A 21,932-nucleotide genomic window follows, 5' to 3' on the forward strand; every position below is an offset into this window, starting at 1 on the left:
GCCGTTCGGCCACTCAGCGAACGGCCGCCCCGAAGGACACCAGGTCCTCCGCGATGGCCCGTGCCACGGCCTCCTGGTGGTCGGTCAGGTAGAAGTGCCCGCCGGGAAATCCACGGAAGGTGAACGCACCGTCGGTCAGCTCCCGCCAGGCCATGGCCTCGGACGGACTCACCCGCGGGTCCGCCTCGCCGGTCAGCACACTCACCGGAACGCGCAGCACCGGCCCGGGCTCGTAGCGGTACGTCTCGACGGCCCGGTAGTCCCCGCGCAGCGCCGGCAGGATCAGTGCCCGCAGCCCCTCGTCCGCCAGCAGCCGCGGGTCGGTGCCGGCCAGCGCGCCGAGCTGGGCGAGCAGCGCCTCGTCGCCCCGCGTGTGGTGGTGTTCCTCCTCGCGGTGGGTCAGCGGGGACCGCCGCCCGGACAGGATCAGCCCGCGCAGCCCGCCCCTCGCCGGGCCACCGCCGGATTCGCCGTCCGGTCCCCCGGCCGCCTCCAGCCGCCGCGCCAGCTCGAAGGCGACCACCGCTCCCATGCTGTGCCCGAAGAGCACCAACGGCCGGTCCCTCCAGGGCCGCAGCGCCGCCCGCACCCCCTCGACCAGCGCGTCGATCGTGTCCGGCACGGGTTCCCCGAACCGGTCGTGACGGCCCGGGTACTGCACCGTCAGCACCTCGGCGTGCGCGGCGAGGGCCTGGGACCAGGGGAAGTAGAAGGAGGCGTTCCCACCCGCGTGCGGCAGCACCACCAGCACGGGGGCGGGTCCCGCCGGCGCGGGGTGGAAGCGCCGCAACCAGGGGTCGGGCCGGACACCCGCCGTGAGGCCGCGCGTCATCGCCCCTCCCCCGGCTCTCCGGGCTCGTCCGCCAGCAGCAGCTTCTTCTGGGGCTTGCCCATGGCGTTGCGCGGCACGGCGGCGACGAAGCGGACCTCGCGCGGGCGCTTGTGCACCGAAAGGTGCGCGGCGACGAAGTCGGTGAGCTCGGCGCCGGTGACCCCCTCGGCGACGACGAAGGCGACGATCCGCTGGCCGAGGTCCGCGTCCGGGACGCCGACCACCGCCGCCTCGCTCACCTTGGGATGGTCCAGCAGCGCGTTCTCGATCTCGCCCGCGCCGATCCGGTAGCCGCCCGACTTGATCATGTCGATGGAGGCGCGGCCCACGATCCGGTGGACGCCGTCCGACTCGTCGACAGCGGCGATGTCGCCCGTGCGGAACCAGCCGTCCTCGGTGTACGCGGCGGCGGTGGCCTCCGGTCGGCCCAGGTACCCCGAGAACAACGTGGGTCCGGTGAGCTGGAGTTCCCCGATCTCGGCGCCCGGCTCGGCGGCCACGCGCGTACGGATGCCGGGCAGCGCGGTGCCGACCGTACCGGGGCGGACCTCGCCGCCGGCGCGGCCGCTGATGGTGATCAGGGTCTCGGTCATCCCGTACCGCTCGACGGGCCGGTGTCCGGTGAGCCGTTCCAGGTCCCGGAAGACGGGCGCGGGCAGGGCGGCGCTCCCGGACACCAGCAGCCGGGCCCCGGTCAGCGCGGCAGCGGCCTGCGGTTCGCGGGCGATACGGGACCACACGGTCGGCACCCCGAAGTACAGGCTGCCGCCCGCCCCGGCGTAGGCCTCCGGCGTGGGCCGCCCGGTGTGCACGAGGCGGCTGCCCGTGCGCAGGGCGCCGAGCACACCGAGCACGAGCCCGTGCACGTGGAACAGCGGCAGGCCGTGCACCAGGGTGTCCTCGGCGGTCCACTGCCAGGCCTCGGCCAGCGCGTCCAGGTCGGCGGCGATCGCCGCGCCGCTGAGCACCACGCCCTTGGGAGCGCCCGTGGTGCCGGACGTGTACAGGATCAGCGCCGGGTCCTCGGGCACCGCGGCCTTCCCCGGCCAGGTGGAGGAGCGCCGGGCGAAGTCCACCTCGACCGGGGCCGCCCCGGAGTCCCGCAGGATGTGCTCGCGCTCGGCGGGCCCCGCGTCGGGCGGCAGCGGTACGCAGGCCACCCCGGCCAGCAGCCCGCCGACCACCGCGGCCACGGTCTCCAGGGAGGCCGTCGCGGTCACCGCGAAGGCGGGCGCCCCTGCGATGTCGGCCGCGACCGCGCCGGCTGCGCCGAGCAGGTCCTCGTAGGAAGTGGAACGGCCGGCGACGGTGACGGCGTCCGGCCGGTCCCCGTACACCCCGTCGAGCGCGGTCAGCATTGGTTCGCCAGCTCCCCTTCCCGGATGGCCGTACGGCCCTTGCGCCCCGTACACGCCCGTAAGCGCCCGGACTGCCCGCACGCTTCAGCCAGCCTACGACCGTTCTCCCCCTATGATCGGCGGGACTTGACAGGTTCGCCGACCTCGGGGGAGACCGACGTGGAAACGGCACGGTTCATGTCCTTGCTCGCAGCGACCATCACCACGGGCCTGGTCAGCGGCCTCTTCTACGGGTTCTCCGTATCCGTGATGCCGGGCCTGCGGCGCACCGGCGACCGGACGGTCATCGAGGTGATGCAGCGCATCAACGTGGCCATCCTCAACGGCTGGTTCATGCTGGGCTACCTCGGCGCCCTCGTCTTCACCGGTCTGGCGCTGGCGCTGTCCGTGCCGTCCGACGGCCGCGCGGCACTGCCCCAGCTGATCGGCGCGTTCGTCTGCTACGTGCTCGCGCTGGGGCTCACCGCCAGGGTGAACATCCCGCTGAACAACGCCCTGGAGAAGGCCGGACCGGTCGACCGGATCCCCGACCCGGCCGCCGTCCGCAGCGCCTTCGAGCAGCCCTGGGTACGGGCCAACGTGTGGCGGACGGTGCTGTGCACGGTGGCGTTCGCACTGCTCGCCTGGGCGCTGGTCCTGCACGGTCAGGGCAGTTAGGAAGGCCGGTGGGACACCGCGGCGGTGGCGCGCCCGTAGTGGACCAGGGTGCGGGCGAGCGCGACGAGGGCCGCCGTGCAGAGCAGCGTGCGGACGATGTTCGTGGCGACCCAGGTGGTCTTGAACTTCTCCACGATCGAGAAGTCCGTCATGCCCGCCACCGGTCCCCCGCCGGCGAGCTCGTTGTTGAGCGGGATGTTCACGGTGAAGGTGATGACGAGGGCGACCAGGTACGCCGAGGCGGCCACCGCCGCCCACAGGGCGGTCCCGCGCCGTCCCGCGCGGTACTCGACGACCGCCGACGCGACGGGGGCCGCCAGGGCGAGCAGGAAGACCGCGCCGAAGAGGGCGTTCCCGTCGATGGCGGCGTTGAAGTTCCGCATCGCGGTCACGTAGGTCCCCTCGTCGCCGGCCGCCAGGCCCGGCATCACCGAAAGGTCGAAGGCGAGGAACAGCCCGGCCATCAGGCCGACGAGGACCGTCGAGACGATGACCAGAGCGGTGGCGTTCCGGGTGCTCCCGGCGATCGGACTGGGGCTCATGATGCTTCCTTGTCTGAAGGTTCGAAGGTTCGAAGGATCGAAACGGCGAACATCCGGCCGACCTTCGCGGTGCACCCGGCAGGTCCTACGCTGACCACATGATCAGCTCTTCTCTCCGCCTGGAACCCGTCAACGCCGAGAATTTCGACGCGGTCTGCGCGGTACAGGTCCGCCCCGACCAGGGGCACCTCGTCTCCCCGGTGATGAAGTCCCTGGCAGAGGCGTACGTCCACGGCGACGTCGCCTGGCCCCGGGCCATCGTCGACGGCGACGAGGTGGTCGGCTTCGTCATGGCCTTCCTGGACATCGTCTGGGACCCGGCGAAGGACCCGACCGGCCGCCGCTCCGGCATCTGGCGCCTGAACATCTCCGCCGGCCGGCAGGGCAAGGGCTACGGCCGCTTCGCGGTCGACGCCGTCGTCGAGGAGATCCGCCGCCGCGGCCTCGGCCCGGCGTACGTCTGCTGGCACGCCGGCGAGGGCAGCCCCGAGCCCTTCTACCTGGGCCTGGGCTTCCGCCCCACCGGCGAACTCAGCGGTGACCAGCCGGTCGGCGTCCTGACCCTGGACGCGCCGGCCGGGACGCGCACTACGTGAGCACCACCGTGCGCGGCGGCCCCGCAGGCATCGGCGCCGCCGACGGCGGGACCGCCCCCGAGCGGAACTGCCGGGGACTGACTCCCCGTACCCGTTTGAACGCCGTGGACAGGGCGAAGGCGCTGCTGTAGCCGACCCGCCTGGCCACCGTCTCGACCGTGGCGTCCGGCTCGCGCAGCAGGTCGGCTGCCAGGGCGAGCCGCCAGCCGGTCAGATAGCCGACCGGCGGCTCGCCGACGACCTCCGTGAAGCGCCGGGCCAGCGAGGCCCGGGAGACACCGACCTTGAGGGCCAGTTCCTCCACCGTCCAGCCGTGCGCCGGGTTCTCGTGCAGCATCCGCAGCGCCGGGCCGACCACGGGATCGCTCTGCGCCCGGTACCAGGCCGGGGCACCCGAGCCGGGGGCCGCCAGCCAGGTGCGCAGTACGCCGATCAGCAGCAGGTCCAGCAGCCGGTCCAGGACGACCTCCTGGCCCGGCTCGTCCCGGGAGATCTCTGAGGCGAGCAGGGTGATGAGCGTGGCGTCCGCGACCCCCGCCGACCGGACCAGGATCGTGGGCAGCGCGCCCAGCAGCCTGCGGCCCAGCTCGCTCGGCGCCTGGTAGGTGCCGCTCAGCATCACCGCCGACCCGGCGTCCTGGGAGGCAGCGCCCCAGGTACGGACGCCCAGCGCCATGGAGTCGGTGACGTCCACGCCCTCCTCCGTGCTGCACCGCTGGTCCGGCCCGACCGTGATCTGCACCGGGGTGTCCGGGGAGTCGGCAACCGTGTACGGCTCGGGCCCCCGTACGACGGCCACGTCCCCGGGGCTGATCCGCACCCGTTCCCCCTCGTCGGGCAGCAGCCACGCCGAGCCGTGCACCATCGTCACCACCGACAGCGGGGCGCGGTCCTCGATGCGCACGGACCACGGCGGGTTGAGAACGGACTTGAGGAGGAAGGCGCTCCGGGCCTTGGGGCCTTCGAGGAGACCGGTCAGCGTGTCCATGCGGCCATCCTCCCTTCTCCGTCAGGACAGCGGGTCCCAGACGCCGGTCGCCGCCGCCTCGCGGGCGAAGTCGGCGAAGTCCCGGGGCGGACGGCCCAGTACCTCCTCGACCCCGTGCACCAGGTGCGCGTTGCGCCCGTCGAGGATCAGGGTGAACAGCTCGGCGAAGTCCTCCGGCAGGTCGTTCTCCCGCAGCACCGCGCGGTAGTCCGCGTCCGAGACCGGCACGTACGCGATCTCGCGCCCGGTCACCTTCGACAGTTCGGCCGCGACGTCGGAGAAGCTGAGCAAGCGCGGGCCGGACAGCTCGTAGGTCTTGCCGATGTGCCGGTCGTCGGTCAGGGCGGCGACCACCACGTCGGCGACGTCGTCGGTGTCGACGAAGGCCTCGACGGCGTCCGCCGTGGGCAGGGCGATCTCGCCGGCCAGTACGGGCTCCAGGAAGAAGCTCTCGTCGAAGTTCTGGTTGAACCAGCTGGACCTGACGACGGTCCAGTCGGCGCCGGAGGCCTTCAGCGCCTCCTCACTGCGCTGCGCCGCTTCCTCGCCGCGCCCGGACAGCAGCACCAGGCGCCGCGCGCCGACGGCCACGGCCAGCTGGGCGAAGGCGCCGACCTGCTCGACGGCGCCGGGGAAGGCCAGGTCGGGGTAGTAGGTGACGTACACCCGGTCCACTGCCTCCAGCGCGGGGAGCCAGGTGGCAGGTTCGTTCCAGTCGAAGGCCGGCTCTCCGTGGCGGGATCCGACCCGGACCGGGCGGCCCAGTGCGGCGAGCTTCTCGGCGACGCGCCGGCCGGTCTTTCCGGTGCCCCCGATGACGAGGGTGGTCTGCGTGGGGTTCTTCGTCGTCTGCGTCATGAGTACAGTCAAGCCCCGCAACACGAGACGGAACATAGCCGAAGAGCTCACCTGCATACGCGTGCGTCTAATCGCCCGTCTCGGCGAGGGTGTGCGCGACGAGGGCGTTGGCGTGGCCGTGCCCCAGCCCGTGTTCGGCCTTGAGCCAGGAGACGAGCTCCATGTGCTTGGTCAGGGGCGAGGACCTGATGAGGTCCTTCCATTCCGCGATCGGACGGCCGTACTTCTTCTCGATCGAAGGGAAGTAGCTGGCGGGACCCTTCACCGGCTCGGTCATGTCGTGGTTTCCCGTCTCTGTGTGCGGATGCGCGGATGTCGTCCGGACGGCCGCTTCCGGCCGCGCTCTCATGCGGACGGCGTGGCGGGGGCGTACGCGTGGACCTGCGCGCCGCTGCCGAGGTCGGTGGTCCCGACCAGCCGGAAGGTCTTGACCGGGGAGTCCTCCCCGAAGAGCTTCTTGCCCTTCCCCACCACCACCGGGAGGGTCCACAGCCGCAGTTCGTCGATGAGGTCATGGGCGAGCAGGGCGTTGACGAGCTGCCCGCTGCCGTAGACCAGGAGGTCACCGCCGTCCTGGCGCTTGAGCGCCACGACCTCGTCGGCGAGGTCGCCCGTCAGGAAGGTGGCGTTCCACTCGGGGGTGTCGAGGGTGCTGGTGGCGACGTACTTCGGCATGGCGTTCATCCGCTCGGTGCCGGCGTCGGCGCCCTCGGCGCGGGCGGTCCAGGCCGGCGCCATGCCTTCGTAGGTGATCCGGCCCAGCAGCAGGGCGTCGCTGGCCGCGAGCTGCTCGCCCGCGAACTTCTCCGCCGCCTCGTTCCAGAACGGCATGGACCAGCTCGGGTTCTCGATGACGCCGTCGAGCGAGATGAACACGGAGGCGATGACCTTGCGCATGGCGATTCCCCTTGTATGTATACGGCGTCCACATCGGACGTTCTGCAGCCTAACCGAGATTGTGGACGCCGTCCACATATCTCTTCTCCTCGGTCACAGAGGTAGACACGGACCCCGACCGAAACTCATCGCCCACCGCGAAGAAAAGTCGGATGATCATCGGATGATGTGGACCGAACGCACCGTCACCCGGGACGACGTACGCCTCAACTGCCTCGACAGCGGCAGCCCCGGTACCCCCCTGGGCCCCGGCACCCCCGTCGTCCTGCTCCACGGACTCGCGGGTCACGCGGGCGAATGGGACGCACTCGCGGCCGCCCTCGCCCCCGGCCGCCGGGTCGTGGCCGTCGACCAGCGCGGCCACGGCGCCTCCGAACGCCGCCCGGCGGACGTCTCCCGCGCGGCCTACGTCGCGGACGTGGTCGCCGTCATCGCACAACTGGGGCTGGACCGCCCGGTCCTGGTCGGCCAGTCACTCGGGGGCCACACCGCCATGCTGACGGCGGCCGCCCACCCGGACCTGGTCCGCGGCGTGGTCCTGGTGGAGGCGGGCGCGGCCGCCGCCGACCCCGGCACCCCGCAGGAGATCGGCGACCTGCTCGACTCCTGGCCGCTGCCGTTCCCCTCGCTCGCGGCGGCCCGGGAGTTCCTGGGCAGCGACGCCTGGGCCGCGGGCCTGGAACAGCGGCCGGACGGCTGGTACCCGCGTTTCGACCGGGACGTCATGGTCTGCGCGATCACCGAGAACACGACCCGTGCGTGGTGGCCGGAGTGGGAGCGGGTCACCTGCCCCACCCTGCTCGTCCTCGGCGAACGCGGCATCATCCCGCCGGCCGAGTCGACGCGGATGCTCCGCCGCGCGAGCGCGCCCACCACAGCTGCCTCCGTCCCGGCCACCGGCCACGACGTCCACCTCGACGACCCGACGGCCCTGCACGCCTTGGTCTCCACGTTCCTGGAGACCCTCCCCTAGTCCCTACGCGGGGTCCGCCACCACCTGGGTGTTCTGGCAGGCCGTCAGCAGCCAGCGTCCGTCCGGCTCCCGGGTCATCACGTACAGCGGAGCGCCCTCGCCGTGGTCGCCGTCCGCTCCGTGGTAGCGCTGGCGCACCTTGACCGCCGCCACGTCCGGCCGCAGGAACTGCGTGTGCACCACCTCGTAGGTGACCTTGCCGTCCCAATTCGCCGCCGGCAGCACCGCCCGCGTGAACTCGGCGATCGCGTCGAAGCCGATGAGGACCTTCCCGTGCGCGGTGGTCCACAGCGCGTCCGGATGGAAGAGGGCGAGGAACCCCTCCGCGTCCTTGGCCTGCTGCGTGCGCTCGACGGTGGCGACGACCTGCGCGATCGCCTCGACTGCTGCGGCTTCCGCCGTGAATTCCGTGCCCATGGACCCAACCCTGCTCCCTCAAGCATGGTTGAGGTCAAGGCGTGTGATCATATGGCGACATGACCACGAGGACTCTGTACCTGCTCTGCTCCGCCGCGCCGCCCGTCTTCGACGTGGCCCATGCGATCGAGGACGCCCAGACCCGCGGCTGGGACGTGTGCCTGGGGCTGACTCCCAGCGCGGCGCACTGGCTGGCCGTGAGCCTCGACGGGCTGGCCGCCCTGACCGGCCACCCCGTCCGCTGGCAGTACAAGTTGCCCGGCGAGCCCGACGTATGGCCGCCGGCCGACGCCCTGCTCTTCGCCCCGGCCACCTTCAACTCGGTCAACGCCTGGGCCCTCGGCCTCACCGACCGGTTCGTCGTCGGCGTCGCCGCCGAGGCGATCGGCAAGGGCACCCCCGTCGTCGCCATGCCCTGCACCAATGCCGCCCTGGCCGCGCACCCCGCGTTCGAGCAGTCCCTGGCCGTCCTGCGCGGCACCGGAGTCGAACTGCTCTACGGCGAGGGCGGCTTCGTACCCGGCCCGGCCGGCCAGGACGAGTCCCCGCACTTCCCGTGGCAGCTCGCCCTGGACGCCGTGGACCGCGCGGGCACGACCACGGCCTAGCGGACGGGGTGCTCCCTCTTCCGTGGCCTCACTCCCCCGTCGCCCCGTCGATCGCCTCGCGCAGCAGGTCCGCGTGCCGTTGTGCCGGGCGTACTCCTCGATCATGTGGGCCAGGATGTAGTGCAGCGAATACGGCTGGTCGCCGAAGTGCCCCGTCACGTCCAGGGACTCGGCGGCCTCCACGATCGCCCGCGAGCGCGCGCAGGTCTCCTCCCAGATCCTGAACGACTCCGCCGGATCCGCGTCCTCCACGTGGAACTCCGTCCACTCCCCGGCCTCGTTCCTCGGGAAGTAGCCGCGCACGTCCTCGCCGCCGAGGACGTTGCGGAACCACCCGCGCTCCACCTCCGCCAGATGCCGCACCAGCCCGAGCAGGCTCAGCCCGGACGGCGCCACCGCCTTCCGACTGAGCTGCTCGGCGGTCAGCCCCGCGCACTTCATCATCAGGGTGTCGCGCTGCCACTGCAGGATGCTGGTCAAGGTGGCGCGCTCGTCGCCCACCAGTACGGGCCGGGTCCGCTGTTCGTCGATCATCGGGTGATGATGCCGGACAGCGGCCCGCGGGGCTCATCCGAGCTGCCGGAAGAACTCCCGTACGTCCGCCACCAGCAGTTCCGGCACCTCCATGGCGGGGAAGTGCCCGCCCCGGTCGTACGAGGTCCAGCGCACGACCCGATCGGTACGCGCGGCCACGTGCCGCAGTGGGATGAAGTTGTCCCGTGGGAAGTCGGCGAGGGCCGTCGGCGTCCCCGACACCTCCGGCGGCTGCCCTGCGTAGTCCGCGTGCGCCCGCTCGTAGTAGATCCGCGCGGCGGAACCGGCCGTCCCGGTCAGCCAGTAGAGCATCACATTGGTGAGCATCTGGTCCCGGTCGATCGGACACCTGGCATCGCTCCACTCGGCGAACTTCTCGCCGATCCAGGCCAGCAGCCCGACGGGCGAGTCGTTGAGTCCGTACGCGAGGGTCTGCGGCCGCGTCGCCTGGATGTCGGCGTACCCCTGCCGCTCGCGCGCCCACACCCGGTACCGCTCCCAGGAGGCCAGCGTCCGCTCCCGCTCGGCGGGACTCAGCGCGGCCAGCTCCTCGGGCCGCGGCTCGGCGGTGGCCCCGCCCCCCGGCAGCAGGTTCAGGTGCACCCCGACCACGTTGCCGGGCCGCAACCGCCCCAGCTCCCTCGAAACGGCGGCCCCCCAGTCGCCGCCCTGGACCCCGTACGCCTCGTACCCGAGCCGCTCCATCAGCACCCCGAAGGCCCGAGCGACCCGCTTGAACTCCCAGCCCGCCTCGGTCGTCGGCCCGGACAGCCCGAACCCGGGGATGCTCGGCAGCACCAGGTGGAAGGCGTCGGCCGGGTCACCGCCGTGCGCCCGCGGATCGGTGAGCGGGCCCGCGACCCGCTGGAACTCCACGAAGGACCCCGGCCAGCCGTGGGTCATCAGCAGCGGCCTGGCATCCGGCTCGGGGGAACGCAGATGCGCGAAGTGCACCCGGGCCCCGTCGATGACCGTGGTGAACTGCGGCCAGTCGTTCAACCGTGCCTCGGCCGCACGCCAGTCGTACTCCTCGCGCCAATACCGTACGAGCTCCCGTACTTCACCGAGCGGCATCCCGTACGCCCACCCCACCCCGGGCAGCTCATCGGGCCACCGCACCCGACGAAGCCGCTCGTCGAGGTCGTCCAGCTCCGCCTGCGCCACATCGAGCCGAAACCCGCGCAGCCCTTCTCCAAGATCACCCATAGACCGGCCATGCTAGGCCGCACCCCTCGACGGCGTTAACGGCGTTAATGCCGTTAACGCTGCCGCCCGAACGACCAGGGACCGTTAACGCCGTTAATGCCGCCCCGCCCACCCGATGCTCCACCCGCGCCGCCGTTAACGGCGTTAACGCCGTTAACGCTGCCGCCGCACACCCCACCACCCCTCGCCCGAACGAGCCGGGACCGTTAACGCCGTTAACGCCGTTAACGCTCGCCCGACGGCCAGGGACCGTTAACGCCGTTAATGCCAACCCGCTCACCCGATGCTCCGCCCGGCCACCGTTAACGGCGTTAACGCCGTTAACGCCCCCTCAGCCCTGCGCCCCACCCGCCCGCCGGGCAACCAGCAGCCCGAGCCCGTCCAGGATCCGCTCCAGCCCGAACTCCAGCGCCTGGTCCCGCCCCCCATGCTCCGCCGCCGAGGCCAACGCCGCTCCGAGCGCCGGGAACTCCGCCCCGTGCGTCCGCATCACCTCACCCAGCATCCCCGCGAGCTGCGCATCGGGCCCCTCCCCCGCACCGTCCCCGCCACCCGCACCGGCCGCCCGCTCCTGCTCCGCGATCCCCCGTACGTGCCCGGCCAGCAACACGACCGCGTCCATCGCCTCGGCACCGGTCAGCCCACACCCGTCCAGCGCCGCGAGCGCCCGCTCCATCCACCCCAGCTCCCGCGGTCCCATCACCCGCACCCCGACCGTCGCCTCCAGCATCCACGGATGCCGCCGGAACCCCCCGAGCAACTCCCGCGCCCACGCCTCCAACCGCTCCCGCCACCCCCCGCCCGCGGGTTCCGCACCCGCACCCGTACCCAGCGCCGCAGGCACCGGCATCGCGCTCTCCACCATCAGCGCGACCAGCTCCGCCTTGCCCGGCACATACCGGTACAGCGCCATTTTCGTGACCGCCAACTCCCCGGCCACCCGCTGCATCGAGGCCGCGCCCAGCCCCTCCGCGTCGGCGATCCCGATGCCCGCCAGAGCGATCCCCTCCAGCGTGAGCCCCCGCTTCGGCCCCCGCGCGGGCTTGGCCGGCGGCCCCCACAACAACCGCACGGCCGCGCCCCACTGGTCGTTCGTCATCGGATCCCCTTGTGCTCGCACCAAAACTGCGTCTACCGTACACGGTATCGCTTCCGTGTCCGCCGGACACAGTTAACCGATGGAGTCCCATGCGCCAGCACCAGCCCCCGCACCAGCCCGCAGCCGACGCCCGCACCGTCCTCATCTCCGGCGCGAGCATCGCCGGCCCCGCCCTCGCCCACTGGCTCGGCCGCCACGGCTTCCGCCCCACCGTCGTTGAACTCGCCTCCGCCCTCCGCCCCGGCGGCCAGGCCGTCGACTTCCGCGGCGAGACCCATCTCTCCGTCCTCCACCGCATGGGCATCCTCGAAGACCTCCGCCGCATCCAGACCGGTGGCTCCCCCATGACCTTCGTCGACGACGACGGCAAGCAGCTCCTCCACCTCCCCGCCGAGTTCGCGGGCGGCGACATCGAAGTCCTGCGCGGAGACCTCTCCCGCGTCCTCTACGAGGCCTCGCTCCCCTTCACCGAGTACGTCTTCGCAGACTCCGTCACCTCCCTCACCGAGACCGCGACCGGCGTGGACGTCACCTTCCGCAACTCCCCGCCCCGCACCTTCGACCTCGTCGTCGGCGCCGACGGCCTCCACTCCAACGTCCGCCGCCTCGCCTTCGGCCCGGAGGCCGACCACGTCACCCACCTCGGCCACTACGCCGCAACCTGGAGCCTCCCCAACCACCTGGACCTGCGCCCCGGCACCGGCACCATCGGCTACAACGCCCCCGGCCGCCTGGCGAGCGTCGGCATCGACCACACCGACCCCACCCGGGCCCGCGCCTTCTTCGTCTTCGCCTCTCCTGAGCTCACCTACGACCGCCACGACCCCGAAGCCCAGAAGGCTCTCCTCCGCCGGAGCTTCACGGGCCTCCCCTGGCAGGTGGACCACCTCCTCGCCTCCCTCACCGCCGCCGACGACCTCTACTTCGACTCGATCAGCCGCGCCGACGTCCCCGCCTGGTCCACCGGCCGGATCGCCCTCCTCGGCGACGCCGCCTGCGGCGCGACCATCGGCGGCATGGGTACCGGCACCGGAATCGTGGCCGCGTACGTCCTGGCGGGCGAGCTCTCCCGCTCGCCCGAGGACCACCGGGCCGCCTTCACCCGCTACGAATCCCTGCTCCGCGCCTACTCCCAGGGCTGCCAGAAGAGCGGGGACCGTACGGGCCCCTTCCTCGCCCCGTCATCGAAGCTCGGCCTGCGCCTGCGCAACGGCATGCTCAGCCGACGCCGCATCCTCGACCGGATGCTGAAGGCCGGCGCGGACGTCACCACGCTCCCCCTCCCTGCCTACGCGACCACCCGCGAGGGCGCCGGAACCACCCCGACGCCTCGCTGAAAAAAGAAATGTCCCGGGAGCGGTCACATTCCCGCCCGCTGCTCCGTCAGTGCATTGAAGGGCTCCACCGGAGCCCCGCACCGCAGCCACCACCCAGGGAGATCGCAATGAACGCACGCATGGGAAACCCGGCCCTCGTCGTCCCCGGCGCCATGGCCGCCCTCATCGCGGTCGGCAAGACCGTCACCGACACCGGCATCAGCGAGCGCACCCTCGAACTCGTCCACATACGGGCCAGCCAGATCAACGGCTGCGGCGTGTGCCTCGACATGCACCACAAGATCGCCAAGAAGCACGGCGAGACCGACGACCGCATCCACGTCATCGCCGGCTGGCGCGACACCCCGTACTTCTCCGACGCCGAACGCGCCGCCCTCGCCCTCGCCGAGGCCGTGACCCGCGTCGCCGACCGCAGCAACGCCGTCCCCGACGACGTCTACGAGGAGGCGGCCAAGCACTACGACGAGCAGCAGCTCGCCGCGCTCCTCCTGTCCATCTCCATGGTCAACGTCTGGAACCGCATCAACCTCGCCACCCACCAGCAGGCGGGCACCCCTTGGGCCTGACCCGGGACGCCCGCCCCGCCCCGGGGACCATTAACGGCGTTAACGGTCCGCCACCGTTAACGGCGTTAACGGCGTTAACGCCCCACGCCCACCCATCCACCAAAAAGTACTGGGTGACTGGTTTTCTTCACCCGACGCCGACTAGATTGACCCCCCGCGGGATCCGCCCGCACACCGACCGACCAGGAGACGGACACGTGGCGAGGGTCAGGCAGGAACGGGCCGAGATCACCCGGCAGGCCATCCTGGACGGCGCGGCGATCGCCTTCGACCACTCCGGCTTCGGCGGCACCAGCCTCAGCGACGTGGTCAAGCACGCCGGAGTCACCAAGGGCGCCCTGTACTTCCACTTCCCGTCCAAGGAAGCCCTCGCCCGCACCCTGATGGACGAACAGTTCCAGGTCTCCGAGGGCGTGCCCGCCATCGAGAACCCGGGACTCCAGACGGTCATCGACCTGACCCACCAGATGGCGTTCGGGCTGCGCACCGACGTCCGCATCCGCGCCGGCATCCGCCTGGTCATCGAGTTCGGCTCCTTCACCAACCCCGACCCGACCCCGTACAACACCTGGATCGACACCTGCCACGGCTGTCTGACACCGGCCCAGGAACGTGGCGACATAGTTCCGTCGCTCGACGTGTACGACCTCTCGACCTTCCTGGTCGGCTCGTTCACCGGGATCCAGGTCACCTCGCACGTCCGCACCGGCCGCGAGGACCTCCACACACGGGTCATCGACCTGTGGAACCTCCTCCTTCCCGGGATCGTGCCCGCGCACCGGATCCCCCACTTCGACCCGGCGGGTTCGCCCGAGTGCCGGGCCGGACTCTCTCTTCCCGCCTGACTGCGTATCCAGGGCGGCCTCGCACACGCCGTGGCGAACCACGGGGGTGCTCGCTACGGCGTGTGCGAGGCCGCCCTGTCGCGCATCCAGAACCGGAAACACGCCAATTCGTTAGCAAAACTCAAGCGTGGCGCCCACGCGCACCCTCAGACGTTAGTAAAGTCCCTCTCATGACTTCGCCCTCGTCTCAGAGCGACCGAGAGAAGGTCGTCTCCAAACTCCCCCCGTGGCTGCGCCAGGAGTTGAAAATCCGCACCGCCCAACTGCGGGTGGACATCCAGGACGCCGTCCACCAGGGGATCGCCCACTGGAGCGCGCTCGCCTCCGCCCCCTCCCCCGTCGACACGTCCGGCGCTGAATCGTTCTCCACCTGGCTGCCCGCCGGCCAGTGGGAGTCCTTCCGCACCGACTCCAAGGACCGTGGCGTCTCCCTCATCCAGGGACTCGCCCAGGCCGTCAGCCTCTGGCTGGAGATGAACCCGGCCCCCACGGTCAAGCGGCCCTCCGTCGTACGCCGCATCATCGTGTGCAACCAGAAGGGCGGAGTCGGCAAGACCGCCATCACCGCCGGCACCGCCGAGGCCCTCGCCGAGGACACCTCGACCCTCCACCCCGTACGCGTCGCCCGCCAACTGGCCCGCATCACGGCGGACGAGGACCACCAGCCGGACCTGGCATCCGCCCCCCTGGACCTGGAGGACCTCCCGGGCCTGGGCATGCGCGTCCTGCTCATCGACTTCGACCCCCAGGGCCACCTCACCAAGCAGCTCGGCCAGCAGCCGCTCCCGATCGGCGGCGACAGCCTCACCTGCCACATGGCCGGCGAGGCCAAGGGACCGCTCTCCGACCTGATCGTCCCCATCGCGGACGACCGCTTCGGCGACCGGCTGCACATCCTCCCCGCCTGCACGGACGCCTTCCTCCTCGACGTCCGCCTCTCCACCGTCCGTGCCCGCGAGGCCGCCCTCGAACGCGCCCTGGCCCCCGTCGAGGCCGACTACGACGTCATCCTCGTCGACTGCCCCCCGAGCCTCGGCCTGAGCATGGACGCGGCCATCTACTACGGCCGCCGCCGCGACACCGAACAGCCGGGCGCCTCCGGCGCGCTGATCGTCGTACAGGCGGAGGACTCCTCGGCGGACGCGTACGACCTCCTCACCTCCCAGATCAACGACCTGCGCGACGACCTCAGCCTCGACATCGACTACCTCGGCCTCGTCGTCAACCTCTACGACGGCCGCCGCGGCTACATCGCGACCTCCTCCCTCCAGGCCTGGATGGACATAAAGGATCCCCGGGTCGTCGCCGTCGTCCCCGACCTCAAGGAACAGCGCGAAGCGGTCCGCGTGAAGCAGCCCCTCTTCGTCTACGCCCCCAAGGGCGACCAAGCCGTCGCCCTGCGCGCCCTCGCCCGGGAGATCTCATGAGCAGCAAGGCCGACAAACTCGGCGTCTCGGCATCCTTCGCCCGGGCTCAGCCGGCGGGTGTCAGCTCCCGCCGCGCGGCGATCGCGGAGGCCACCGGCGCGCCCACCTCGGGGGTGGTCCCGCCGTCCGAGGTACCCATCGACGCCCTCGCCCACAACCCGTTCAACCTCCGCGAAGACCTCACGGAGCTCGAAGAACTGGCGGCATCCCTCACCGCCCGGGGCCAGCTCCAACCCCTCGCGGTCGCCACCCGCATGGCCTTCATGGAGGCCCACCCGGGCACCACCGACGGCCTGGGCCGCGCCCCGTACGTCGTGATCGACGGCAACCGCCGACTGGCCGCAGCCCACCTGGCAGGCCTGAAGACCATCCAGATCCACGTCAACGACTCCCTCTCCACCTCCGCGGCGGACATCCTCGAATCGGCCCTGATCGCCAATGTCCACCGCGTGGACGTGGCCCCCATGGACCAGGCCCGCGCCCTCCAGGAACTCGTCGACGTCCACGGCTCCCAGGCCCAGGTCGCCAAGCGCCTCGGCAAGACGGCGGCCTGGGTCTCGCAGCGGCTGACCCTCCTGAACCTCACCCCCACCCTCCAGGAGAAGGTGGAGACGGGCGAGCTCAAGGTCGAACCGGCCCGCCGCATCGGCCGCCTCCCCCAGGAGGCCCAGGAGGCCGCCGCGGACGAGAGCATTAACGCCGTTAATCCCCCCCGCCAACGAACGGCCCCCGTTAACGGCGTTAACGCCGTTAACGCCCCGCCCGCCCCGCCCGCCCCGGCCCCTACCCCCGCCCCCCGGATCTCGATTTCCACGATCTCCCCGGAAACGATCGCGGACGCGCTCACCGCGCACCTCACCCCGGACGACCTCAAGGCCGTCACGGAACTCCTCATGCTGCGCATTTGAGCTGGGCATCTGAGGCACCACCCACGCCGGGGGCGCTGACGGCATTAACGCCGTTAACGCCCCCACGTGCGTTTCATGTGCGTTCAGCGGTGCGATTCACATAGGCTCTGGGTGGAGGTACCGATGCCGAACAACCGAAACACCCACCCCGACGCCAACGAGCAGGAAGGCCTCTTCGCCGCGGTCGACGCCCTGCTCGAAGAGGTCGCCCAGGACCCGCTCCCCCACCCGGACGAGCGCAAGCGCCTGCGCGAGGCCGCCGGCCTGAGCCAGGACCAGATCGCCAAGGCCCTGACGGTCCGCCGCGAAACGGTGACGTCGTGGGAAACCGGCCGCACCTCCCCCCGCCCTCCCAAACGCGCGGCCTACGCCCGCCTCCTGGAGGGCCTCTCCACCCTCCACCCCGTTAACGGCGTTAACGCCGTTAACGCCACCGCGCCGCAGCCTCCCATGCCCAACCCCACGGCCCACGCCGAAAGCACAGCGCTGCCCACCCCCGCCCCCGAAACCCCGGCGCCCGTGGCGCAGCCCGAACCCCCCACCCCCCACCCGGGGTCCGGGGCGGAGCCCCAGTTCCGGGAAGGGGCGGGTAGCGGAACAGCGCCGCAGGCCCCCACGCGTACCCGCACCGCACCCCCCACCCCCCACCGGAGCCCCGGGCCGAAGTCCCAGCCCCCCACACCGACCACGCCCCCGGCAGGGAACGGCCCCCTCGCCGTCCTGGACGGCGCCGGCCACGCCCACACCACCGGCGGCCTCATCCTCGACCACCCCACCACCGGCGGCCTCCCCTCCCTCATCTCCTGGGCCCTGGGCCCCGCCGCCGACCTCCGCTCCCCCCGCCTCCACCGCAACGGCAAGGACGGCGACCCCCTCCTCGTCCTCACCCCCGCCGCCACCGAGGCCCTGGGCCTCCCCCTCACCCTCGAAGACCGCCGCGCCCTCCGCCTCCCCGACAACCACCCCGCCCTCAAGCAGCTCGCGAAGAGCAAGTGGCAGCTCACCCGCCGCGGCTTCGGCCCCTGGGCCCGCGTCTACCGACCGGCCACCCCCACCACCGGCCGCCAGTGCGTCCAGCTCGCGGTCCTCCCGTGGGGCGCCCTCGACCCCCGCGCCTGGGGCGAGGACACCGCCGACCTCCCGGCCCCCGAACTCGCCGAGCTGCTCAGCACCTACGCCTCCCGCGTCCTCACCCCCCGCGGCTCCACGGCCGTCACCGGCCTCGAACTCATGACGGCCCTCCGTCCCCCCACCCGTGCCGCCCGCAACGCCGAGACCAACACCTGGGAATCCGCCCCCGTCCCCGGCTCCCTCACCCGCCCCGTCGACCCGGCCCCCCCGGAGGCCCCCGACGAACACCCCGTGGTCGCCTCGCTCTACCCCCGCTCCCACCAGCGCACCCCGGACCAGGTCCTCGACGAAGAGGCCTACGACTGGATCCGCGACCCGGAGCTCCTCACCGACGAGGAGTGCACCCGCACCCACGCCGTCGGCATCGACGTCAACATGGCCTTCGCCGCAGCCGCGAACCGCCTCACCGTCGGCCTGGGCCCCGCCACCCACACCAAGAGCCCCCGCTTCGACCCGACGACTCCCGGCTGCTGGTTGGCGGACCTCTCCTCGATCTCCCTCGACCCCCGCCTGCCCAGCCCCTTCACCCCCCACGGCAAGCCCCCGACCGGCCCCGCCTGGTACGCCACCCCGACCCTCGCCTACGCTCAGGAACTCGGCCACGAGGTCCACCCCACCGAGGCCTGGCTCCGCCCCGAGTGCGGCCCGTACCTCGACGCCTGGTACACCCGCCTCCGCGACGCCTACATGGCCACGATGGCGGACCTCGGCGTCACCTCGGCCATGCCCGAACCCGAGTTCCTCAAGGCGATGACGACGCACAAACAGGACGCCCCCATCCCCACAGCGGTGCTCTCGGCGATCAAATCCACCGTCAAGGGCGGCATCGGCAAGCTCCGCGAACGCCCCCAGGGCGCCGGCTACCGCCCCGGCGAGCGCTGGCCCGCCCTCGAACGCCCCACCTGGCGCCCCGACATCCGCGCCGCCGTCATCTCCACGGCCCGCGTGAACATGCACCGCAAGATGAACAAGCTCGCCACGACAGCCGGCCTGCACCCCATCGCGGTCCTCTCCGACTGCGCGGTGTACCTCTCCGACGGCCCCGGCCCCCTCAACTTCCTCCCGCGCACCCCCGACGGCAAGCCCCTCCCCGGCGGCTTCCGTCTCGGCGTCAGCCCCGGCATGGTCAAGCACGAGGGCACCCAGCCCCTCCTGTGGGCCGTCGGGATGCTCGACGAAGGCCTCAACCCCGCCCGCCACATCAAGGGCCACGACGCAGCAGCAGACGGCGAGTAACACATGTCCGACATCTCCGACAGCCTGACCAAGGCCGACGAACAGCACTTCACCCGCCCGATCCCCAAATCCGCGGGCGCCCAATTCCGTTTCCTGCTCAAACAGCTCAAATCGACAAAGGCCGTGGCAACGACGCTCGGCATCTCCCAGCGCACCGTCGAGCGCTACGTCAAGAACCAGATCAAGCAGCCCAAGCCCGAACTCGCCGCCCGCCTCGAAGCCGAGGTACGCCGCCGCTGGCAGCCCCTGGTGCGCAAGCGCGCCCGCGACAAGGCGGCCAGGACCACCGGCCTGGTCATCGAGACCCGCGCCCGCTTCGGCTTCACCGCGGCCCCCGGCACCACCGACGACGGCCGCATGCGCCGCATCACCCAGCACCTCCCGCCGGAGTACGCGGGCCGCCTCTTCGCCGCCCAGGAGGCCGGCGCCGCCGAGGCCCAACTCCGGCAGATCGCGGCCGAAGCCCTCCAGGAGATCTACTTCAAGGACAACGGCGCCCGCGCCACGAGCCTCCTGGTCGAGTTCACGGACATCGACTACGTGGACTTCGCCTTCTGACCAAGCGCCAGGAGACCCCAGGGCCCCAAACAGCCCTCAGAAGCCCTTCCCGGCCCCTCCTGACCCCTCAAAACCCCAAAGGGTCCCGGGCATATCCCGGGACCCTCATTCACCCCTCACAAGCCCGCCTAGGCGCTTCACCCCACGGCGTGCAGCGTCCTCCGCCGCTTCGACTCCGCAGCCTTCTTCGCCGCGGCCTGCGCGGCCCGCTTCTGACGCTGCTCGGCCAGCTGGTCCTGATACGCCGCCACCGCCTGGTGGTAGCTGGCGACATACCCCCGCGCGTCGAGCCGCTCCTCGGCCGCCATGTCGTTCACGGCGGCGACAGCGTCTTCGAAGGAGTTGTACCCGGCCAGCATCGGATTGATCTGGTACACACCGTTGCGGACCTTCCGCACCAGCTTCGCGAGCTCCAGACTCCGCAGAGCCGCGTTGACGCTCGGCCGGCTCAGCTCCAGCAGCCCACCGACGGTGGCCTGGTCGATGAGGATCCGCCCGCCCGGCTCGCTCAGCGAACGCAGCTTCAGCAGCACACGGTAGGCCGCAGGCGGAAGGTCGAGGTCGGAGAGAAGCCCGTCGGCGTTGACCGCAGCGAATCGCAAGGTGCTCACTGAGCTGTCCCTTCTTCCGTGCGCTTCGCCCGGCTCAGCCGACGCGCAGCGCGCTCTTTGGCCCGTTCGGCCCGCAGTTCCTCGATGGCCTGCCGCATGTGGTCCAGCGACGGGAACCGCACCAGGTCGGGCAGGCTCGTGTCGCTGCGGATCTGCGAGATGGTGCTGTGCTGCTCCACCTTCACGAACTCACCCGTCATCTCCGTCCCCGGGATGAACTCGGCCACCCGGTAACTGTAGGGCGGGTTGAACTGGTACACACCCCGCCGCACCTTGAAGACGATCCCATGAGACATGACGGTGTGCAGTGCCTCCGACGTCTTTGTCCGACTGACGTCAAGGATGGTAGCCATCTCCTCCTGCGTAAGAGGAATCCGCCCCCCCGCTCGCTGGCACGCGATGAGCAGCAGGATCAGCCTCAGCGGCAAGGCTTCCCGGAAGTACTGGGCGATAACCAGGAAGAACTCGAGACTGTCCATCGAGAACGCATTCGGCTGATTCTGCGTCCCGTAGAACTCCAGCGGCTTACGCTCGCCGTCCAGCGTCAGCTTCCGGCTCGGGTACCGCTTCGCCAGACTGTCCAGGTCCTTGACCGGAGCCAGCGGCTGACTCCACGCCGAGATCGCATCATCAACGGGGAGATCAGGACGCGGCGCACCCGCCGGACTCCGCCGACGCCGTTGTGGCTCTGATGACACGAGGCTGCTCTCCACTTCGTTGATCTGCAGGGAGAGTATGTCAACAAGGGTGACACAAGTGTCACGCTCATTGACGTTCGGCGTGTCTTATGTCCCCCCAGCAGGGACACATCTCGGCCACCCCCTCCCCGTCGGCTTCACGCCAGCCCTCACCCAACCCCACCCATCCCCCCAGCAGTTCGCCGACACATCCCCGCTAAAACGTCAGCCGCCCCGACGTTTTAGCGCAAATACCGTCAGTCTTGCTGACGTTTTGCGCGCGTTCTGTCCCCCTAGCAGCGACACATCCCCCCAGTTATGTCCCTTCTGAGGGGACATAACTTTCCCCCCGCACCCGCCCTGACCTGCGGCAACGCATCTCCGTACCTTATATAGGCCGTCTCCTGCCGCGCTGCGCGCACTGAAGCCCGTCTCCAACCCTCCGCCACCCGAACTTCCTGACGCCCCATCACTTCCCAGAACCCCCATCGAACCCCCACCCAGTCCCCCAACCCCCCAGGCAATCTGACCGATTCCCATCTTTATCCACGCATCACTTTGAACCACGCCCTCGCCTACCCGTTAACGCCGTTAACAACCACCACCCCTCTCCTGCACCAAGAACGAAGGGCTCTTCCCCAAACGCCTGTAAGCCCAACCAAGCAAGGTCTCTCACTCCTCACCACGCAGCGCTGAGCCGCCCTTAGCAAAGTCGTTTGATGAAGCGAAGCCGGACTAAAACCGTCTGGAGCAAAACGGAGGACACTAGCCCAAAAGCCGTCCGCAGCGAAGCGGAGGACACCGGCCCGAAGGGTCGGCTCTGGCTCGGCGAAGCCGAGCCCCGCCGAGCGCAGCGAGGCGGTTCATTGCTCCGGAGCGAAGCGGAGGAGCAAGGCTCCGAAGGAGCCTCGGCCGAGCTCAGCGAGGCCGGTCTCTCCTCAGCGCGCAGCGCTGAAGTACTCGGAACAGCCGAGCACCGCGAGGCAAGGGAGCGAAGCGACCGCCCCGGCCGAAGGCCGGCCTCGCCGAGCGCAGCGAGGCGACTCTCTGTCACAGCGCGCAGCGCTGTGG

General features: G+C 71.0%; 23 protein-coding genes and 1 pseudogene. 11 read left to right on the forward strand and 13 right to left on the reverse strand.

Annotated elements, in window-relative coordinates; genetic code table 11:
* Positions 1-13: 13 nt before the first annotated feature.
* Both OG429_RS41145 and OG429_RS41150 read right to left on the reverse strand, forming a co-directional pair.
* Positions 14-832, reverse strand: a complete 819-nt coding sequence (locus OG429_RS41145; RefSeq protein WP_328930754.1) for a thioesterase II family protein — start codon at positions 830-832, stop codon at positions 14-16.
* Entirely contained in the window at positions 829-2,190 is a 1,362-nt protein-coding gene (locus OG429_RS41150; protein ID WP_328930755.1) for an AMP-binding protein, read from the reverse strand. The genes OG429_RS41145 and OG429_RS41150 overlap by 4 nt, the downstream gene beginning before the upstream one ends.
* 177 nt (positions 2,191-2,367) lie before the next feature.
* On the opposite strand from OG429_RS41150, the gene OG429_RS41155 reads away from it, so the two are divergent.
* A complete protein-coding gene (locus tag OG429_RS41155; protein ID WP_328930756.1) occupies positions 2,368-2,847 on the forward strand; it encodes an anthrone oxygenase family protein in 480 nt (159 codons plus the stop codon).
* On the opposite strand, the gene OG429_RS41160 is transcribed toward OG429_RS41155, so the two are convergent.
* Entirely contained in the window at positions 2,844-3,389 is a 546-nt protein-coding gene (locus OG429_RS41160; RefSeq protein ID WP_328930757.1) for an anthrone oxygenase family protein, read from the reverse strand. The two genes, OG429_RS41155 and OG429_RS41160, sit on opposite strands and share 4 nt — an antisense overlap.
* 98 nt (positions 3,390-3,487) lie before the next feature.
* On the opposite strand from OG429_RS41160, the gene OG429_RS41165 reads away from it, so the two are divergent.
* Positions 3,488-3,985, forward strand: a complete 498-nt coding sequence (locus OG429_RS41165; RefSeq protein ID WP_328930758.1) for a GNAT family N-acetyltransferase — start codon at positions 3,488-3,490, stop codon at positions 3,983-3,985.
* Here OG429_RS41165 and OG429_RS41170 read toward each other — a convergent pair.
* From OG429_RS41170 to OG429_RS41185, 4 genes are all read right to left on the reverse strand, one after another.
* Positions 3,978-4,973: an AraC family transcriptional regulator gene (locus OG429_RS41170; RefSeq protein ID WP_328930759.1), complete on the reverse strand. Its 996-nt coding sequence runs from the start codon at positions 4,971-4,973 to the stop codon at positions 3,978-3,980. The two genes, OG429_RS41165 and OG429_RS41170, sit on opposite strands and share 8 nt — an antisense overlap.
* Before the next feature lie 21 nt (positions 4,974-4,994).
* The gene (locus OG429_RS41175; RefSeq protein WP_328930760.1) at positions 4,995-5,831 is read right to left on the reverse strand and encodes an NmrA family NAD(P)-binding protein; all 837 of its coding nucleotides are present in this window, start codon (positions 5,829-5,831) and stop codon (positions 4,995-4,997) included.
* Positions 5,832-5,898: 67 nt separating this feature from the next.
* Positions 5,899-6,108, reverse strand: coding sequence for a DUF4287 domain-containing protein (locus tag OG429_RS41180; RefSeq protein ID WP_328930761.1), 210 nt, complete (start codon positions 6,106-6,108; stop codon positions 5,899-5,901).
* Positions 6,109-6,176: 68 nt separating this feature from the next.
* A complete protein-coding gene (locus OG429_RS41185; RefSeq protein ID WP_328930762.1) occupies positions 6,177-6,728 on the reverse strand; it encodes a dihydrofolate reductase family protein in 552 nt (183 codons plus the stop codon).
* Positions 6,729-6,891: 163 nt separating this feature from the next.
* Here OG429_RS41185 and OG429_RS41190 point away from each other — a divergent pair, with 163 nt between their 5' ends.
* Positions 6,892-7,701: an alpha/beta fold hydrolase gene (locus OG429_RS41190; RefSeq protein ID WP_328930763.1), complete on the forward strand. Its 810-nt coding sequence runs from the start codon at positions 6,892-6,894 to the stop codon at positions 7,699-7,701.
* A 3-nt stretch (positions 7,702-7,704) separates the two neighbouring features.
* Here the strand turns inward: OG429_RS41190 and OG429_RS41195 are convergent, their stop codons facing one another.
* Positions 7,705-8,118 carry an SgcJ/EcaC family oxidoreductase gene (locus OG429_RS41195; RefSeq protein WP_328930764.1) on the reverse strand — a complete coding sequence of 138 codons (414 nt, stop codon included), beginning with the start codon at positions 8,116-8,118 and terminating at the stop codon, positions 7,705-7,707.
* A 59-nt stretch (positions 8,119-8,177) separates the two neighbouring features.
* Here OG429_RS41195 and OG429_RS41200 point away from each other — a divergent pair, with 59 nt between their 5' ends.
* Complete coding sequence (locus OG429_RS41200; protein WP_328930765.1) at positions 8,178-8,726, forward strand: flavoprotein; 549 nt, start codon at positions 8,178-8,180, stop codon at positions 8,724-8,726.
* A gap of 114 nt (positions 8,727-8,840) precedes the next feature.
* Here OG429_RS41200 and OG429_RS41205 read toward each other — a convergent pair.
* From OG429_RS41205 to OG429_RS41215, 3 genes and pseudogenes are all read right to left on the reverse strand, one after another.
* Positions 8,841-9,260, reverse strand: a pseudogene (locus OG429_RS41205) (DinB family protein); the annotation flags it as partial.
* 33 nt (positions 9,261-9,293) lie between these two features.
* Positions 9,294-10,466: an epoxide hydrolase family protein gene (locus tag OG429_RS41210; RefSeq protein WP_328930766.1), complete on the reverse strand. Its 1,173-nt coding sequence runs from the start codon at positions 10,464-10,466 to the stop codon at positions 9,294-9,296.
* 331 nt (positions 10,467-10,797) lie between these two features.
* A complete protein-coding gene (locus tag OG429_RS41215) occupies positions 10,798-11,565 on the reverse strand; it encodes a TetR/AcrR family transcriptional regulator (protein ID WP_328930767.1) in 768 nt (255 codons plus the stop codon).
* 89 nt (positions 11,566-11,654) lie between these two features.
* Between OG429_RS41215 and OG429_RS41220 the strand changes: the two genes are divergently transcribed.
* The 7 genes from OG429_RS41220 to tpg all read left to right on the forward strand — a co-directional run bounded on the left by OG429_RS41220 (position 11,655) and on the right by tpg (position 19,573).
* On the forward strand, positions 11,655-12,902 hold the full coding sequence (locus OG429_RS41220; RefSeq protein WP_328930768.1) for an FAD-dependent monooxygenase: 1,248 nt from the start codon (positions 11,655-11,657) through the stop codon (positions 12,900-12,902).
* Positions 12,903-13,009: 107 nt separating this feature from the next.
* Positions 13,010-13,468: a carboxymuconolactone decarboxylase family protein gene (locus tag OG429_RS41225; RefSeq protein ID WP_328930769.1), complete on the forward strand. Its 459-nt coding sequence runs from the start codon at positions 13,010-13,012 to the stop codon at positions 13,466-13,468.
* Between the two features lie 197 nt (positions 13,469-13,665).
* Positions 13,666-14,313, forward strand: coding sequence for a ScbR family autoregulator-binding transcription factor (locus OG429_RS41230; protein ID WP_328930770.1), 648 nt, complete (start codon positions 13,666-13,668; stop codon positions 14,311-14,313).
* A 170-nt stretch (positions 14,314-14,483) separates the two neighbouring features.
* Positions 14,484-15,740 carry a ParA family protein gene (locus OG429_RS41235; RefSeq protein ID WP_328930771.1) on the forward strand — a complete coding sequence of 419 codons (1,257 nt, stop codon included), beginning with the start codon at positions 14,484-14,486 and terminating at the stop codon, positions 15,738-15,740.
* A complete protein-coding gene (locus OG429_RS41240; RefSeq protein ID WP_328930772.1) occupies positions 15,737-16,648 on the forward strand; it encodes a ParB/RepB/Spo0J family partition protein in 912 nt (303 codons plus the stop codon). The genes OG429_RS41235 and OG429_RS41240 overlap by 4 nt, the downstream gene beginning before the upstream one ends.
* 123 nt (positions 16,649-16,771) lie before the next feature.
* Entirely contained in the window at positions 16,772-19,015 is a 2,244-nt protein-coding gene (tap, locus tag OG429_RS41245; RefSeq protein WP_328930773.1) for a telomere-associated protein Tap, read from the forward strand.
* 3 nt (positions 19,016-19,018) lie between these two features.
* Complete coding sequence (gene tpg / locus OG429_RS41250; protein ID WP_328930774.1) at positions 19,019-19,573, forward strand: telomere-protecting terminal protein Tpg; 555 nt, start codon at positions 19,019-19,021, stop codon at positions 19,571-19,573.
* A 137-nt stretch (positions 19,574-19,710) separates the two neighbouring features.
* Here the strand turns inward: tpg and OG429_RS41255 are convergent, their stop codons facing one another.
* Entirely contained in the window at positions 19,711-20,184 is a 474-nt protein-coding gene (locus tag OG429_RS41255) for a MarR family transcriptional regulator (RefSeq protein ID WP_328930775.1), read from the reverse strand.
* Entirely contained in the window at positions 20,181-20,897 is a 717-nt protein-coding gene (locus OG429_RS41260; protein ID WP_328930776.1) for a hypothetical protein, read from the reverse strand. The genes OG429_RS41255 and OG429_RS41260 overlap by 4 nt, the downstream gene beginning before the upstream one ends.
* Positions 20,898-21,932 lie beyond the last annotated feature (1,035 nt).

It is taken from the genome of Streptomyces sp. NBC_00190 (assembly GCF_036203305.1).
Lineage (GTDB): Bacteria > Actinomycetota > Actinomycetes > Streptomycetales > Streptomycetaceae > Streptomyces.